Genomic DNA, 15,530 nt, shown 5'->3' on the forward strand with positions numbered 1-15,530 from the left:
TTCTTGGATCGAACTCTTATTTTTAAGGCAGTTTTTGAAAAGGTGTTTTTTTCGAAGATAATAACTTTGCTGCCTTGATTAACCAAACAATAGGCAGTAGATCTATACTGATATAACCATGGATACTCGAAGAGATTTTTTAAAAAAAGCGGCTATGCTTGCTGGGGGAGCTTCTATCGCCCATGTTGTTCCATCCGCTATTGCGAAGGCGATGGCTATTAATCCAGCATTGGGTAGCACGTTTTACGATGCCGAGCATATCGTTTTATTAATGCAGGAAAACCGTTCATTTGACCATGCCTTTGGGACACTGCGTGGTGTAAGAGGTTTTAATGATCCTCGAGCTATCCGGCAACCCAACCGAAATAAAGTTTGGTTTCAGACGCAAAAATCCGGCGAAACATTTGCTCCCTTCCGATTGGATATCAAAGATTCAAAAGTTACCTGGATGGGTTGCCTGCCCCACAACTGGACTGACCAAACCGACGCAAGGAATAATGGTAAAATGGATAAATGGCTAGATGTAAAACATTCTGGATTTAAAGAATTTGCCAATTTACCCTTGACTATGGGACATTATACCCGTGAAGATATTCCTTTCTACTATTCTCTAGCAGACTCTTTCACAATTTGCGATCAGCACTTCTGTTCGAGTATCACCGGTACGAATCCAAATAGACTCTATTTTTGGACGGCCAATATTCGCGAAAATCTTACAGGAAAGGCCTTGGTTTGGAATGGTGATTCCGAGTTTAGTGGCAAGGCAACGTGGACAACCTTTCCCGAACGCCTTTCCGAATTAGGTGTAGACTGGAAGATCTATCAAAATGAAATTTCTTCAAGCAGTGCCGGATATAGTGGTGAAGCAAACAGCTGGTTAGCTAATTTTGGTTGCAACCCAATGGAGTACTTTCCCCAATATCAGGTCAAATATCATCCGCGCTATCGTCAACTCCTGACATTAAAAAAAGAAGATCTCGAGCGTAAAATGAAAGAAACGACAGCTGTCGACGCACTTGAAAAATTAAATATAGATCTTAAGCATATCCAAGAAGAACTACAGTTATATACCGCCGAAAACTTTGAGAAGCTCGACGAGCGGACAAAAGATATTCATCGCCGCGCTTTTGTTAACAACAGTGCTCAGCCTGATTATATGGAATTGGAGACAATGCACTATCAAGAAGGGGGACAACAGCGGGAGCTACAGATCCCAAAAGGAGATGTCCTGTATCAATTCCGAAAAGATGTTGAGGAAGGTAAACTACCAACAGTGTCATGGCTAGCACCGCCACAGCTCTTTTCTGACCATCCTGATTCTCCATGGTTTGGCGCATGGTATGTCAGCGAAATTATGGACATCCTAACACAAAATCCAGAAGTTTGGAAAAAAACGATCTTTATTCTTACATATGATGAAAATGATGGGTATTTTGACCATTTTGCCCCCTTTACTGCTCCAAATCCGAATGAAAGAGACAGTGGAAAAGTATCTGCGGGTATAAACCCTGATTTGGAATTTGTACGCCGCGATGAACAATATTATCCTGAAAGCGGAAGGGAAAGCAATATAGGTCTTGGCTATCGTGTACCGATGATCATTGCTTCTCCATGGACTAGAGGAGGCTGGGTCAATTCACAAGTATTTGACCATACTTCCAGTTTACAATTCCTGGAAAAGTTTATCAACAACAAAATCAAGAAAGATATCAAAGAAACCAACATCAGCAGTTGGCGACGTACGGTATGCGGAGACTTGACTTCAGCATTTCGACCTTATCAGGGTGAAATCATTAACAAACCTCTTGTGTTAGAACGGGAGCCTTTTATCCAAGAAATTCACCAAGCAAAATTCAAAGGGCTTCCTATGGGCTTCAAAGCACTCAGCCTAATGGAGATCAAACAAATCGAGCAAAATCCCGGTAGTTCACCTTATTTCCCCAAACAGGAAAAAGGACTCCGTGATTCGTGTATCCTCCCTTATGAACTCTATGTGCATGGAGAGTACCAATCCAAAGGGGATTATTTGGTCACATTTGAGGCATCAAATAAAATCTTTGGCAAACATTCGGCAGGCTCACCTTTTACGGTCTACCATGCTGCTTCTTATAAAGGAGAAGTTGGTACCTCCAGAAATTATGCAGTTTCACCGGGAGACAGCATAACGGACCGCTGGTCGCTAGACGCCTTCGACAACGGCATATACAACCTGGAAATTCATGGTCCAAATGGATTTTATCGAGAATTTAAAGGCGACAAAAATAACCCGCATTTAAAGATCCGCTGTACTTATGAAAAAAATAAAAATGATTCGGTATTTACCGGCCGTTTGTCTTTTTCTTGTACAAACGAGGGGAAAAGATCCCAACAACTTAACTTTGAGGATGTCAGCTATGGGCAAGAAAAAAAGAGTATCCAACTTAAAGGTGGACAATCCATTAGGATACATTTTGATTTGGCTAAACAAAACTTCTGGTATGACATTCGCATCACCTGTACTGGTTCTCCAAACTTCGAGGAAAAATATGCAGGTCGTCTAGAATTTGGAAATGCAGGAAAAAGCGATCCCTTATTAAGTCGATAAACAAAGAAAATGGGAGCATCAAAAAAAATGCTCCCATTTTTCTGAACTCCTTCCAGTATAATAAAGTTTATGGACGAGCCCATGCCGGCCATCCGAAGCAAAGTCAATACACATCGAACTTATTACAAAGTATCTCAAATGAGATAAAACGTACTATTTTATTCCTGTATACGACGAACGATATGGTAGAATCCCTTATACAATAAAATTGCCCCAACAATCAAAAAGATAGCTAATAAATATGAGCTGACCGAATTGATAAATAATAGATACATAACTCTGGTAATTTTTGGTTTTTCATTTGTTACTACAAGTTATAACATTTATCCAAAATTTTACAAAAAAAAATTATATATTTTCTCTATTTTTGCTTCGATGAAGAAAATTGCACTATTTATCGGCTTGTTTTTCTATTTGCTCGCAGCAAGTGGTGCATCGTTGCATCTTCATTTTTGTCAGGGAGAAACGAAAAGTGTATCATTAACGGAAAGTCATAATGCCGACTGTCCCCTCTGTGCCAAGTCTGCAAAAAAGCAACAAAAACACTGCCATGAAACAGGAAGTTGCAAAGATGTTAAGATCGAAGCACAAAAGGTCGATCACTTCAGCCGAGTGACACAAAATCTTGATTTTAATAATCTGTCTCCTGCGATAATTACGCTTCATTGGATACTTAATTATTATCATTTCTCTGGCGAAGAAGACGGTTTTCTCAAACTAAAGGATACCAATTTTGCGAGCAACAATAGACAGAACCCTCCTGTTTTCATTCTCAATCAAAATTTTAGAATTTAATACCATCGCTTTTCTCTGATTACAGTTCATTTTTTTGAATTGATATAAGACCTGCATAGTTAAAAGAACTAGCTGTCGTTCTATTCATTAATGGCAGACTTTATTCCCAACAAGGATCATTTTACACTTTGTTCCGGAACAAAAACAGCAGACCTTTATATCATTTTGCACAAAATTTAATAAAACTGGAAAAATAGCTCCGTAAACTATCAATGTAGTTACGCGACATTAGAAAGTAAAAATAAATGCTAGTTGAAGCGAAAACTCCTAATTAAACGATGAATCAAATTTTAAAAAAAATATATACAACCACCATTTTATCCTTATTTTTTCTGGCATTTGTACAGGCACAAACCGATAGTACCCGAACACTTACCGTAGCCGGAAACTGTGCGATGTGTAAGAAACGGATTGAAACGGCTGCAAAAATGCCAGGAGTAGAAACGGCTGTTTGGAATGCAGGCGACAACCAATTACAGATCAAATACAATCCGCAGAAAGTTCAATTGGAGTCCATCAAAAAAAGTATTGCCCTTGTAGGCCATGATGTAGATAACCTGGTTGCGAGCGAAGAATCCTATGCTAAACTCCATGAATGTTGTATGTATCCGCGATTGGAAAATGGAAAGATCCCCGAAAAGAAAATTTTGACAACGGATAACCATGATCATCCACATACAGTTACCGGCGTTGTTGTTGAAGAAAACGAAAAGGGAGATCTTAAACCTATTATTGGAGCTAATTTACATTGGGCCAACCTTCCCACTAAAAATACAAGGACAAATGAAAATGGTGTTTTTAAATTGGACCATAAGGAAGGATTTAACAAACTGGTCGTGAGTTATGTCGGCATGAAATCCGATACGATCACCATCAAAGATCTTCATGAAGTCATTATGATTACAGCAAAAGGGAATATTTTGATGGAAGTGGAGGTTAAAGGAACACGACGCTCAAATTACATCGATCGGATGACGCCTGCCCGACTGGAAGTGCTAACCGGAAAAGAGCTTTTCAAAGCGGCATGTTGTGATTTGAGTGAAAGTTTTGAAACAAATGCCTCTGTTGATGTCGTCAGTGCAGATGCAGTAACAGGAAGTAAACAAATTCAAATGTTAGGTCTTAGCGGTATCTATACGCAGTTAACTGTTGAAAATTTACCAGGACCACGCGGATTAGCTTCTCCTTTAGGCTTAAATTCTATTGCAGGAACATGGATAGAATCAATTCAAATCGCAAAAGGAATTGGCTCTGTAGCCAACGGATTCGAAAACATGGCCGGACAGATCAACGTAGAATTGAAAAAACCTCAAAATTCGGAAAGATTGTTTTTTAACGCCTATGCCAATAACATGGGGCGTACTGACGTCAACTTAAACCTTTCCCAAAAAATTGGTCAGCATTGGTCGACAGCGGTTTTGCTGCATGATAATTTTATGTACAATAAATCCATGAATTTTAGCCACAACGGGTTTAGAGATGTGCCTGTTGGTAATCTATTCTCTGGAGTCAACCGCTGGTTTTATGAAAACGGTAAAGGACTTATGGTACAGTTTGGCGTAAAATATCTCAATGACGACCGTACAGGTGGGCAGATTGATTTTAATAAAAAGACCGATAAAGGTACGACCAACCGTTATGGCCTAGGCTTTGATATTGAACGTGTAGAAGGTTTTGCTAAAATTGGCTATGTATTTCCTGAAAACAAGCACCGTAGTATCGGTCTTCAGCTCGCCGGATCAAACTACAATCAAAAAAGCTATTTTGGACTCAACAACTACGATTCGGAGCAACAAAATGGTTATGCTAACCTCCTATTTCAAGATATTATAGGTACTGTTGCTCATAAATATCGCGTCGGAGCCTCGATAAATTACGACAACTACAACGAATGGTATTTAAAAGATCAAAATTTCAAACGCAAAGAAATTGTGTCTGGGGCATTTGCAGAATATACTTATAGTCCTTCGGAAAAATTCGATGCCATCGTTGGTCTCCGTCAAGACTACAACTCGTTGTACGGCTGGTTTACAACACCACGTATACATCTACGTTATGCGCCTATTTCAGGGACCACAATCCGGGCAAGTTCGGGAAGAGGGCAGCGCACAGCAAATATATTTGCTGAAAATACGGCCGTGTTGGCTAGCAGTAGAAAACTGATTATTCAATCACCTGATATATATGATAAAGCTTATGGCCTACAACCAGAAGTATCATGGAATACCGGCCTTGCTGTAGACCAAAGTATGCGGATCTTTGGACGCGATGCTTCGGCATCTGTTGAATTTTTCCATAACAGCTTTTCCAATCAGGTCGTGGTAGATTATGAAAATCCGAGAGAAATTAATTTCTATAACTTGACCGGAAAATCTTTCTCCAATAGTCTACAGACAGAATTTCGTTTTATGCCAGCACCACATTTTGAGACAAGGTTGGCTTATCGTTTACTTGATGTACAGACAGACTTTGAAAACGGGAGAAAGACCAAACCTTTATTGGCCAAACACCGGGGTTTTGTTAATATGGCCTACAATCATCATTCCGGCTGGAGTCTGGATTATACATTGAATGTTGTTGGACAAAAACGTATTCCTTCAACAGCAGAGAATCCTGTCGAATATCAAATGCCGACAACATCGAAAGCTTATGCGACGATGAACGCTCAAATCAGCAAGACATTTGGAAAAGATAAAAACTTCACAGTCTACGTTGGCGGAGAAAACTTATCGAATTATTTTCAGAAAGTGCCCATCCTTGCAGCGGATCAACCCTTTGGAAATTATTTCGACACATCGATGCTTTGGGGACCTTTAACAGGACGCATGTTCTATACGGGTATTCGTTATTTCATCAAGTAATAACCAAGCAAAATAATCAAGTGCAATAAAAAGGTGGCAAAAGCCACCTTTTTATTTTAATTTTTTCAATTCCTGATAAAGCTTTGCCGTTGGCAATCCCACCACGTTATTGTATTCACCCTCTATTCTTTCTATTGCGATCAAGCCGATCCATTCCTGTATTCCATACGAACCTGCTTTATCTAAAGGAGAAAATGTAGCGACATAATGCTCAATTTCTTTTGAATCCAATTCGTAAAAGTAGACTGTTGTCGTTTCGACAAAAGTGGATATCTCACCTTTCCAGGAAATCGCTACTGCTGTCAGAACCGAATGCTTTTTCCCGGACAGATGAGCTAAAGTAAGCTTAGCTTCTCCTTCATCTTTGGGTTTACCCAAAATTTCGCCCTCATCTGATACAACAATCGTGTCAGCACAGATAACCAAACTATCGCTCTTATCCTCAAATGCCTCTGCCTTACAAATAGCAATTTGACGCACAACCTCAGCAGCGGATAAATTTGGATCTACATACTCTGCAGTTTCCCTTACCTCGACTTCGAACGTCAATCCAAGCCCTGCCAATAGCTGTTTTCTTCTTGGGGATTGAGACCCCAATATAATTGTTCTATTTTTTAGATTTTCCAACATCTTTATATACTTTTTACAGTTTCATCCTCATACCAATTATCCTGTACTTTCATGACCTTTTCGATCAATTCACGGACAACACCCTTTCCCCCACCAAAACCAGACACATAATGTGAAATTTTCTTGATTTCTTCCACTGCATCCGCAGGAGAAACAGCCAAGCCGACAGATTTCATGCAACTAAAATCAGGAATATCGTCGCCTATGTACATTAACTGGCTTAGCTCTAGCTTATAATTACGCGCAAGTTCTTTCATTTTCGAAAGTTTATCGGCAACCTTTGAATGTACTTCATTGATGCCCAACCCTTTCATACGCAGCTCTACACCAGTCGATCCTCCACCTGTTATAATAAAAATAGGATAACCTTTCTTTATCGCTAATTGCATGGCATATCCATCTTTTATATTAAATGTACGTAACTGATGCCCCTCTTCATTCACCTGAACGGTACCATCGGTCAATACTCCATCGACATCCAGCACAAATGCCTTTATTGATTTAAATTCGGTCAATACCATAAAAATATATTTTTGTAAAAGTAAGGCATTTCGGGTAATTATCCGACTTACGATATAGATCTATCCGAACTAGATCGTCAGAAAATTATTCAGATTAGCCAAAATATCATTTGCATGTCACAACATAGTTGTATTGGCAACTTATTCTTAAAAATATTTGGATGCTACAGTATATTTACCGTATCTTTGTAGAAGATAATTAAAGGTTATCTAGCTATGAAACACTAACAGCAAGCAATCAAACAATTTATTTGCTTGGAGCTTGCATAAGATTTAAAAAACAATCATTTTAGTTTTCACGGCAAAACACGGCAACTAATTTAGTTTAGAAGCCCTTAAAGAGTCTTTTCATAATTTAGGTTTATAATTGGTTAGTAACGAACCCTGGTGCCCATCATCAGGGTTTTGTTTTTATAAGTATTTTTTCTTCTTCTATTTTATAGATTTGACTTCTTGACAATTATCCTAATTATCTGATTATAAATCATCAAGTCTATCATTGTAACTGATAATTATCTGATTATAAATAATCAAAACTATCATTAGAACTGATACATCTTCATACCAACTTATACCTAATAACAGTTTTTAACCAATGTTTAAACAGTATTTAGTCACTGGTTATTCAGTTTACACTGAGCAAGCACTGAATAATCACCGAACAAGCACTGTGTAAAAGCAGAATTTGATCACTACGTGATCCTAATTTGCTGTAACTAAAAATTAAAAGAGAAAATAGAATATAAGCTACGCGTACGTAACAAAAAATTGCTATGGTGAGGTAATAGGTTGTTTTGCGATGCTTCTGATTGTTATATAGGTTTGTTTCTATGCTGACTTTTGATTATTTTAGGAATAGCAAGTTTTTTTGTTATTTTACATATCTTTTCCCCGTGGTACCATCGAGAAACAATACCTACAGAAAAGTAAACGATAAACTCATTCTCACATGTATCGAAAAAATTATAGAAAGCAAATTACCATAGGAGTGATCATTTCTTTTTCGCTTATCTTTCTTTCAGCCCTATATTTTTTCATATCGCTGCATCATAACTTAAATAACGAGCGAGCTATTGTTCGAATTGCCGAAAATAGATTCAATATTATTAATGAAATTAAATCAAGTGTAGACGAAGTAAACGACACCAAACTTGATTACCTGAATAAGAAAGACGCTTCGCTGTTTATTCCCTATAAATTGGAATTAAGAAAAACGGATGAACTGCTACGGTCTTTAAGTCTAAAGGATGATTTTTATCATGTGCCGCCTAACAGCATTGAAAGTATTCGCAAAGATGTTGCTGCATTTTATGATTTTGACAAAGATATCTCAGATACGCAAGAAATTCAATCCAAATCCCATCATATTCACAAACAAAAGGCTTCCATATTAGGTGAGATTGATCTGATGTCAAGAGACTTATTGGATCAACGTGCAAGGCTCTTAGAAAAGTCTAGAAATGAGCTGCAACTAGCCCAATATATTACCTACCTGTTCATTGCCATTGGACTGAGTGGTTTCTTCTATATCCTCGTTAAAATTTCATCTATCTCTAGATTTTTGAGATCTACTGTAAAAAGCCAGCAAGAATCTAATGATCGGCTCCAACTATTGCAGGACCAGACCAATAATGACAACTGGATTTTGAATGCTATTAATCATATCGATGAGCAGTTACGCGGTGATTATACAGACAAGAAAATTGCGGAGATAAGCCTACATGCTATTGCTTCCTCCACAAAAGCTTTAGGCGGGACTGTATACATTTTCGATGAGAACTATCAGGAATACCAGCTCTGTCATAAAGTTGGCATTTCCTCGACACAACATATCAAACGAACATTTAAGGAAAACGATGGTATTTTAGGAGAAGTTGCAAACAATCATGAAGTTGTTAAAATCAAAGATATCGACCAGGAGCACCTTATTTTAGAAACCTCATTGTCAAACCGGTTAGAAACTGAGATTTATATAGTACCCTTCTCTTATGAAAATCATTGTGTCGGTATCATGGAAATCTGTTGCCCTATTATCAACGAAAAGGACGAGCAATTACGATTTAACTTCTTAGATAAGGCAAAAGATAACATCGCAGTTATCATCAAGGTTGCCCAAACTCACGGAAAACTTGCAGACCTTTATGAGGAACTCCAACAGCAGACCGAAGAATTAGAAGCTCAACAGGAAGAATTGAGAACGACAAATGAGGAGTTGATTCATAAAACACATTTGTTGGAAGCTTCCGAAGAAGAACTTCGTGTACAACAGGAAGAACTTATCCAAACAAATAATGAGCTCGATGAGAAAGCGAAATTGCTCTTTGCACAAAATGAAGATTTAGAAAAAGCCCGTCAAGCCATTGCTCAAAAAATAGATGAAGTAGAGTTATCTAGCAAATACAAATCCGAATTTATGGCAAATATGAGTCATGAATTACGGACACCTCTTAATAGTATTCTTATTCTTGCCAAATTACTTCAGGATAACAAAAAGAAGAACCTCAACGAGGATCAAATAAAATATGCGTCTGTTATTCATAGCGCAGGCTCGGATCTCCTACATTTAATTAACGAATTGTTGGATCTGGCGAAAATTGAATCCGGCAAGGTTGACGTCCAGAAGGAACGTATCCACACGAACTACCTTGTCAATTATATTAAAGATTTTTTCAGTGATACCGCAGCTTCGAAAAGTATCCACTTCCTACTCGATGTCAATGCCAATACACCGCAGGAATTTATTGGTGACGAACATCGCTTACAGCAAGTCCTCAAAAATTTACTATCGAATGCTTTTAAATTCACCGCCGAACATGGTGAAGTTTCATTGAAAATAAAAGCTGAAGCAGAAAATCTTCTTTTTACGGTTAAAGATAACGGCATCGGAATCGCTCCTGAAAAACAAGAGCTTATCTTTGATGCTTTTAAACAGGAAGATGGATCAACTAGCCGTAAATATGGTGGCACTGGATTAGGCTTATCGATATGCCGTGAAATTGCCAGCTTATTAAAAGGAAAAATAACCCTATCCAGTAAGGTTGGCGAAGGAAGCGTCTTTACCTTTAGTATACCGCTAGAACAGGAACTTCAGATTTCACCCCAGAAAGTGACATTTAGCGAAGAAGAAAGCCCCTCTCCAATTCAATTCCCGAAGGAGAATCCGATAATAGAAAAGACGAATTCGATCTACAGCGATGAAAAAAACAATAAACTTCTGATTATTGAGGACGATTTTATTTTTGCAGATATTCTAAAAGACTACGCTGAACAAAATGGCTACGATGTTTACATCAGCTATGATGGGCAAGATGGGTTACAAAAAGCACAAAATCTACTACCTGCTGCAATTATATTAGATATTATGTTACCTAAAATGGATGGTTGGGAAGTGCTACGTAACCTCAAAAAAGGGGACAATACCAAGGAAATTCCTGTGCACATGATGTCTGCAGGAACATTTTTACATGATGAACCTATTTCTGCCGGAGCCATCGGCTTTATGGCGAAACCCGTTTCAGAGGAGTCTTTGGCTGAAACTTTCTTAAAAATAAAAGCATCCACGAGTCATCCATTGAAAAAAATTCTGTTGGTGGAAGATCAAGAAATTCAAAGCGATTTTATCAAACAATCTTTAGAAGAACAGCATACCCAGATATTTCAGGCTTTCAATGCAAAACAGGCACTTGATCTTTTGGATCAAGAAAAGTTGTTTGATTGCATCATTATGGACCTGAACCTTCCGGACAAATCAGGCATTGAACTTCTCAATGAAATCAAATCGAATAATCAATTTAAGGATTTACCCATTATCATCAATACAGCGATGGAGCTCAGTCCTGAACAGACGTCTGAAATTCTCCATCACAGTCAAGCGATGGTTCTTAAGTCCGCCAAATCAAACAACCGTCTAATTGATGAAGTTAATTTATTCTTGAACAAAATTCGTAGTAACAAGCGCGAATACAATATGTTCAACAATACGGGGGGGTCTGTAATTGCTGAAAACAATTTAGCTTCCAAAACGGTGCTATTAGCAGATGACGATATGCGGAATATTTTTGCGCTAAGCACGGCATTTGAAAGCTACGATATGAACATCGAGATTGCCAACAATGGTCAGGAGGCCTTAGATATTCTTGATCGAAATGACCAGATTGATCTTGTTTTAATGGATATCATGATGCCCGTTATGGATGGTTATGAGGCCATCGAAAAAATAAGAGCAAACAAAAAATTTGCAAATCTTCCTATTATTGCCGTGACAGCGAAGGCAATGAAAGGTGATAGAGAAAAAACAATAGCTGTTGGAGCAAACGATTATATTAGTAAACCGGTTGATGTGGACAAATTAATATCCCTAATGCGCGTATGGTTGAGTTAACCGATAAAATAATAGCAATGATAAGTTTTGAAGAGTTGGAAGAAATTATTGATGTAGTCAAAAATCTTCATGGCTATGATGTGTCCGGTTATACAAGAGCTTCCCTAAAAAGACGTGTGACCAGAATATTGGAACTCAACAAGCTCAATCTACAGGAGTTAAAGTCGAATCTAATCAACCAGCCCGGATTCAGCACTTATTTTCTGCAGGAAATCACAGTCAATGTTACTGAAATGTTCAGGGATCCGGAATTCTATAAAGCTGTAAAGACAGATGTGTTTCCCTATTTGGCAACTTATCCGCATATTAAACTTTGGAGTGCTGGCTGTTCAACCGGCGAAGAAGTATATTCTTTGGCAATCTTATTAGAAGAAGCTAATCTCTACCAACGTGCGTTTATTTATGGTACCGATATTAACGGCAAAGTATTAGAAAAAGCAAAACGTGGCATTTATTCTCTCGCAAAGGTAAAGGAATACTCCGAAAATTTCATTAAAACGGAACCCAAAAACTCATTGTCGGAATATTATACAGCGATGTACAATGCCGCCACCATTAATAATAGTCTTAAAAAAAATGTGCTTTTTTCCATGCATAGCCTTGTCTCTGATGGCGTATTTAATGAATTTCAACTGATTACCTGCCGTAACGTACTGATCTATTTTGACACTGAATTGCAAAATAAAGTGCTAGATTTATTCTATCACTCACTTTGCCATCTAGGTTTCTTATGTTTGGGGGCCAAAGAATCTCTGATTAATTATAGAGACGCCGCTAAATTCAAGATCGTAAACAAAAAACAAAATATTTACCAAAAAATTGGGTAGTACGTGATGGCAAGAAAAATTCTTTTGTTGGCGGGATCTGCAGGTGGATTTAGTGTGATTCTAAATATCCTAAAGTCACTGGAGCGACCGATCCTTATACCTGTGATTGTCATTGTACACAGAAATCCCAAATATGCTTCAAGTATTGAAGATACTCTTTCCAAAGCGCTTGTTCAGAAAATAAAAACCGCAGACGATAAGGAAGCGATAGAAGATGGAACGATTTACTTTGCTCCTGCAGGCTATCATCTTTTGGTTGAACCAGACTATAGCTTCTCTTTGGATATCTCGGAACCTGTGCAATATTCAAGACCTTCTATTGATGTGACTTTTGAATCTGTAGCCGAAATATATAAAGAGAATTGCACAGCGATCTTATTTTCCGGGGCGAATCAGGATGGGGCACAAGGATTACTCATGATAAAACGATACGGAGGAAAAACATTCGTACAAGACCCTGCAACTGCTGAAGTTCCCATTATGCCCGAAGCAGCAGTTCAACTCAATGCACAGGAACGCATTTTGAGCATTCAGGAAATAAAAGATTACATCAAGCAATTGACTTAAAATTGTATTTAGATTTGCTATAATGAAGAAGGTAAATATATTGATTGTCGATGATAAAATTGAAAATATTATCAGTCTGACGGCATTGCTGGAAGATATTGAAAATATAAATATAGTAACGAGTACAGATCCTAACGAAGCTTTAAAAATCTGCTGGAAAGAGGATATTGATTTAGCACTTGTTGATGTACAAATGCCAGAAATCAATGGCTTTGAATTTGTTTCCTTCCTAAAGAAGAATCCAAAGACAAATCACATTATCCCCATCATGGTAACAGCGATTTCAAAAGAAGACAAGTACCTCATTCAGGGCCTTAATAGCGGCGCTGTGGATTATTTATATAAACCCCTTAATCCGGAAGCAACCATCGCAAAGGTCAAATCTTTTGTTCAGCAATTACTTATACAACAAGAAATTAAAGAGAAAAATATAGCTTTGGAAGAATCAAAGCAGGCTATTCTCAAGGCGAAGGAAGAAGCCGATCTTGCCAGAAAATCCAAGGAGACCTTCCTGGCCAATATGAGCCATGAGATTCGTACCCCCATTAACGGCATTATGGGGATAACACAGATGCTCAAAAACTCCCAGCTCAGCGTAGAGCAGGAAAACTGGATCAATAAACTGGACTCAGCCTCACAAAACCTGCTGACCATTATCAACGATATACTGGATCTTTCGAAAGTTGATTCGGGAATGATGAAACTTAATATGGAGTCTACCTCCGTACATGATATTACTGATGATTTAAATAATCTCTTTATCGATAAAGCCAACTACAAAGGTCTGGATTTTTCGATCGATGTTGACGAGCGGATCACGAGCTATTTCTTAACAGATCCATTACGGCTGAAACAGATATTGACGAACTTTATTTCCAATAGTTTTAAGTTTACTGCAGAAGGCTCAGTTACCCTAAAAATTCAGCTTATCACAGAAGACAACCAGTCGATCTGTTTACGTTTTCAAGTTATAGATACCGGAATAGGCATTGTTGAAGACGCACTGGAAAAGATATTTATCGCTTTTGAACAAGGAGAGGACAGTATCACCAAAAAATTTGGCGGTACAGGATTGGGTCTTGCAATCGTGAAACGAATTGCAGCATTACTCAACGGTCGGGTCTTTGCGTCGAGTGAATATGGTAAGGGAAGTATATTTTCCTTTGAGTGTACTTTCGACAAAATCAAAGACAAGCCGGTAGAAAAGGAAACGCAGGTACTCTATACGGAATTACCAAAATTCAATTTCCCAATGATCCTTATCGCTGAAGATAATGAATTAAACAGCTTTATGCTGGCAAATATCCTTAAAAGTTGGAACTGTGATATCACTTTGGCGACCAATGGACTCATTGCATTAGAAGAAATTAATAAGAAAAAAATTGATCTGGTGTTTATGGATGCTCATATGCCCCTCATGAGTGGCTTTGAAGCAATCAAAGAAATACGCCGTAACGCAAATCCTATTATTGCTAATATGCCTATTATCTCCATTTCAGCTTCTGTACTGCAAGCTGAACAACAGGAAGCACTGGATGCTGGGGCCAATGAAGTTGTTGGAAAGCCATTCGATCCTATCAAATTATATAAAACAATTGATACTTTATTGTCAAAATTGAAATGATAGTTTCAATTTATCAATGAAATCATTAATTTTAAACCATTAACAAAACATATTGATGTGGTTTGTCATAGAATCGACTCCGAAAAGGAAAAATCTGTAATAACCCCATCCCCCAACCGCTGAGGGCAGCGTAAATGCCTAAAATAAATAAAAGATAAACAAACAATCATTCTAATGAAAAAACTTTTTATGATACCAGCAGTTGCAGTTGCTTTATCAATTGCTTCTTGTGGTGGAAACAGTGACAAGTCTGCAAAATCGACTGGTACAGAAGCAGCGCCTTCAACAGAAAACCAAGCAACAGAAACAGTGCCTGGCATTGAGAACGTAGCAATTTCCAACAGCTTATCTTTAGAAGGTAACGATCAGATGAAATACGATAAGGATTTGTTCCGTGTAAAAGCTGGTGAGCCTGTGGAATTATCTTTCAAAAATGCGGGTACGATGCCAAAAGAATCGATGGGACACAATGTTGTTATCCTAAAACCAGGTGTTGATCTTCCAACTTTCGGTGCTGAGGCTGCAGCAGCAGCGGCAGATGAATATATTCCAAAATCTGCATTATCTTCTATTGTTTCACACACGAAATTATTAGGACCTGGAGAAACTGACAAGATCACTTTTACACTAGAAAAAGGAGTTTATACCTTTATCTGTAGTTTCCCTGGACACTATGGTGTTATGCAAGGAAAAATCGTTGCAGAATAAAAAACAAGCACAAAAGGATATTCAACCCCATG

10 protein-coding genes are annotated in these 15,530 nt (G+C 38.1%); 8 read left to right on the top strand and 2 right to left on the bottom strand.

Going from position 1 to position 15,530, the window contains the following annotated elements; all coding sequences use genetic code 11:
- The first annotated feature begins 118 nt into the window (after nt 1-118).
- From B3C94_RS14995 to B3C94_RS15005, 3 genes are all read left to right on the top strand, one after another.
- Nucleotides 119-2,584 (top strand): phosphocholine-specific phospholipase C, encoded by a 2,466-nt coding sequence (locus B3C94_RS14995; RefSeq protein ID WP_293905024.1) that lies wholly within the window; start codon nt 119-121, stop codon nt 2,582-2,584.
- Between the two features lie 375 nt (nt 2,585-2,959).
- The gene (locus tag B3C94_RS15000; RefSeq protein WP_293905026.1) at nt 2,960-3,379 is read left to right on the top strand and encodes an HYC_CC_PP family protein; all 420 of its coding nucleotides are present in this window, start codon (nt 2,960-2,962) and stop codon (nt 3,377-3,379) included.
- A 278-nt stretch (nt 3,380-3,657) separates the two neighbouring features.
- Nucleotides 3,658-6,240 (top strand): TonB-dependent receptor domain-containing protein, encoded by a 2,583-nt coding sequence (locus B3C94_RS15005; RefSeq protein WP_293905028.1) that lies wholly within the window; start codon nt 3,658-3,660, stop codon nt 6,238-6,240.
- A 51-nt stretch (nt 6,241-6,291) separates the two neighbouring features.
- On the opposite strand, the gene B3C94_RS15010 is transcribed toward B3C94_RS15005, so the two are convergent.
- Nucleotides 6,292-6,870 carry a Maf family protein gene (locus tag B3C94_RS15010; protein ID WP_293905030.1) on the bottom strand — a complete coding sequence of 193 codons (579 nt, stop codon included), beginning with the start codon at nt 6,868-6,870 and terminating at the stop codon, nt 6,292-6,294.
- A 2-nt stretch (nt 6,871-6,872) separates the two neighbouring features.
- Complete coding sequence (locus B3C94_RS15015; RefSeq protein WP_293905032.1) at nt 6,873-7,391, bottom strand: KdsC family phosphatase; 519 nt, start codon at nt 7,389-7,391, stop codon at nt 6,873-6,875.
- A gap of 949 nt (nt 7,392-8,340) precedes the next feature.
- Here B3C94_RS15015 and B3C94_RS15020 point away from each other — a divergent pair.
- The 5 genes from B3C94_RS15020 to B3C94_RS15040 all read left to right on the top strand — a co-directional run bounded on the left by B3C94_RS15020 (nt 8,341) and on the right by B3C94_RS15040 (nt 15,498).
- Nucleotides 8,341-11,772 carry a response regulator gene (locus tag B3C94_RS15020; protein ID WP_293905034.1) on the top strand — a complete coding sequence of 1,144 codons (3,432 nt, stop codon included), beginning with the start codon at nt 8,341-8,343 and terminating at the stop codon, nt 11,770-11,772.
- Between the two features lie 17 nt (nt 11,773-11,789).
- Nucleotides 11,790-12,599 carry a CheR family methyltransferase gene (locus B3C94_RS15025; protein ID WP_293905036.1) on the top strand — a complete coding sequence of 270 codons (810 nt, stop codon included), beginning with the start codon at nt 11,790-11,792 and terminating at the stop codon, nt 12,597-12,599.
- Between the two features lie 6 nt (nt 12,600-12,605).
- Nucleotides 12,606-13,166 (top strand): chemotaxis protein CheB, encoded by a 561-nt coding sequence (locus tag B3C94_RS15030; RefSeq protein ID WP_293905038.1) that lies wholly within the window; start codon nt 12,606-12,608, stop codon nt 13,164-13,166.
- A gap of 22 nt (nt 13,167-13,188) precedes the next feature.
- A complete protein-coding gene (locus B3C94_RS15035; RefSeq protein WP_293905040.1) occupies nt 13,189-14,790 on the top strand; it encodes a response regulator in 1,602 nt (533 codons plus the stop codon).
- Between the two features lie 174 nt (nt 14,791-14,964).
- Nucleotides 14,965-15,498 carry a plastocyanin/azurin family copper-binding protein gene (locus B3C94_RS15040; RefSeq protein WP_293905042.1) on the top strand — a complete coding sequence of 178 codons (534 nt, stop codon included), beginning with the start codon at nt 14,965-14,967 and terminating at the stop codon, nt 15,496-15,498.
- The last annotated feature ends 32 nt before the right edge of the window (nt 15,499-15,530 follow it).

It is taken from the genome of Sphingobacterium sp. UBA5670, from assembly GCF_002420705.1.
Classification (GTDB): domain Bacteria; phylum Bacteroidota; class Bacteroidia; order Sphingobacteriales; family Sphingobacteriaceae; genus Sphingobacterium.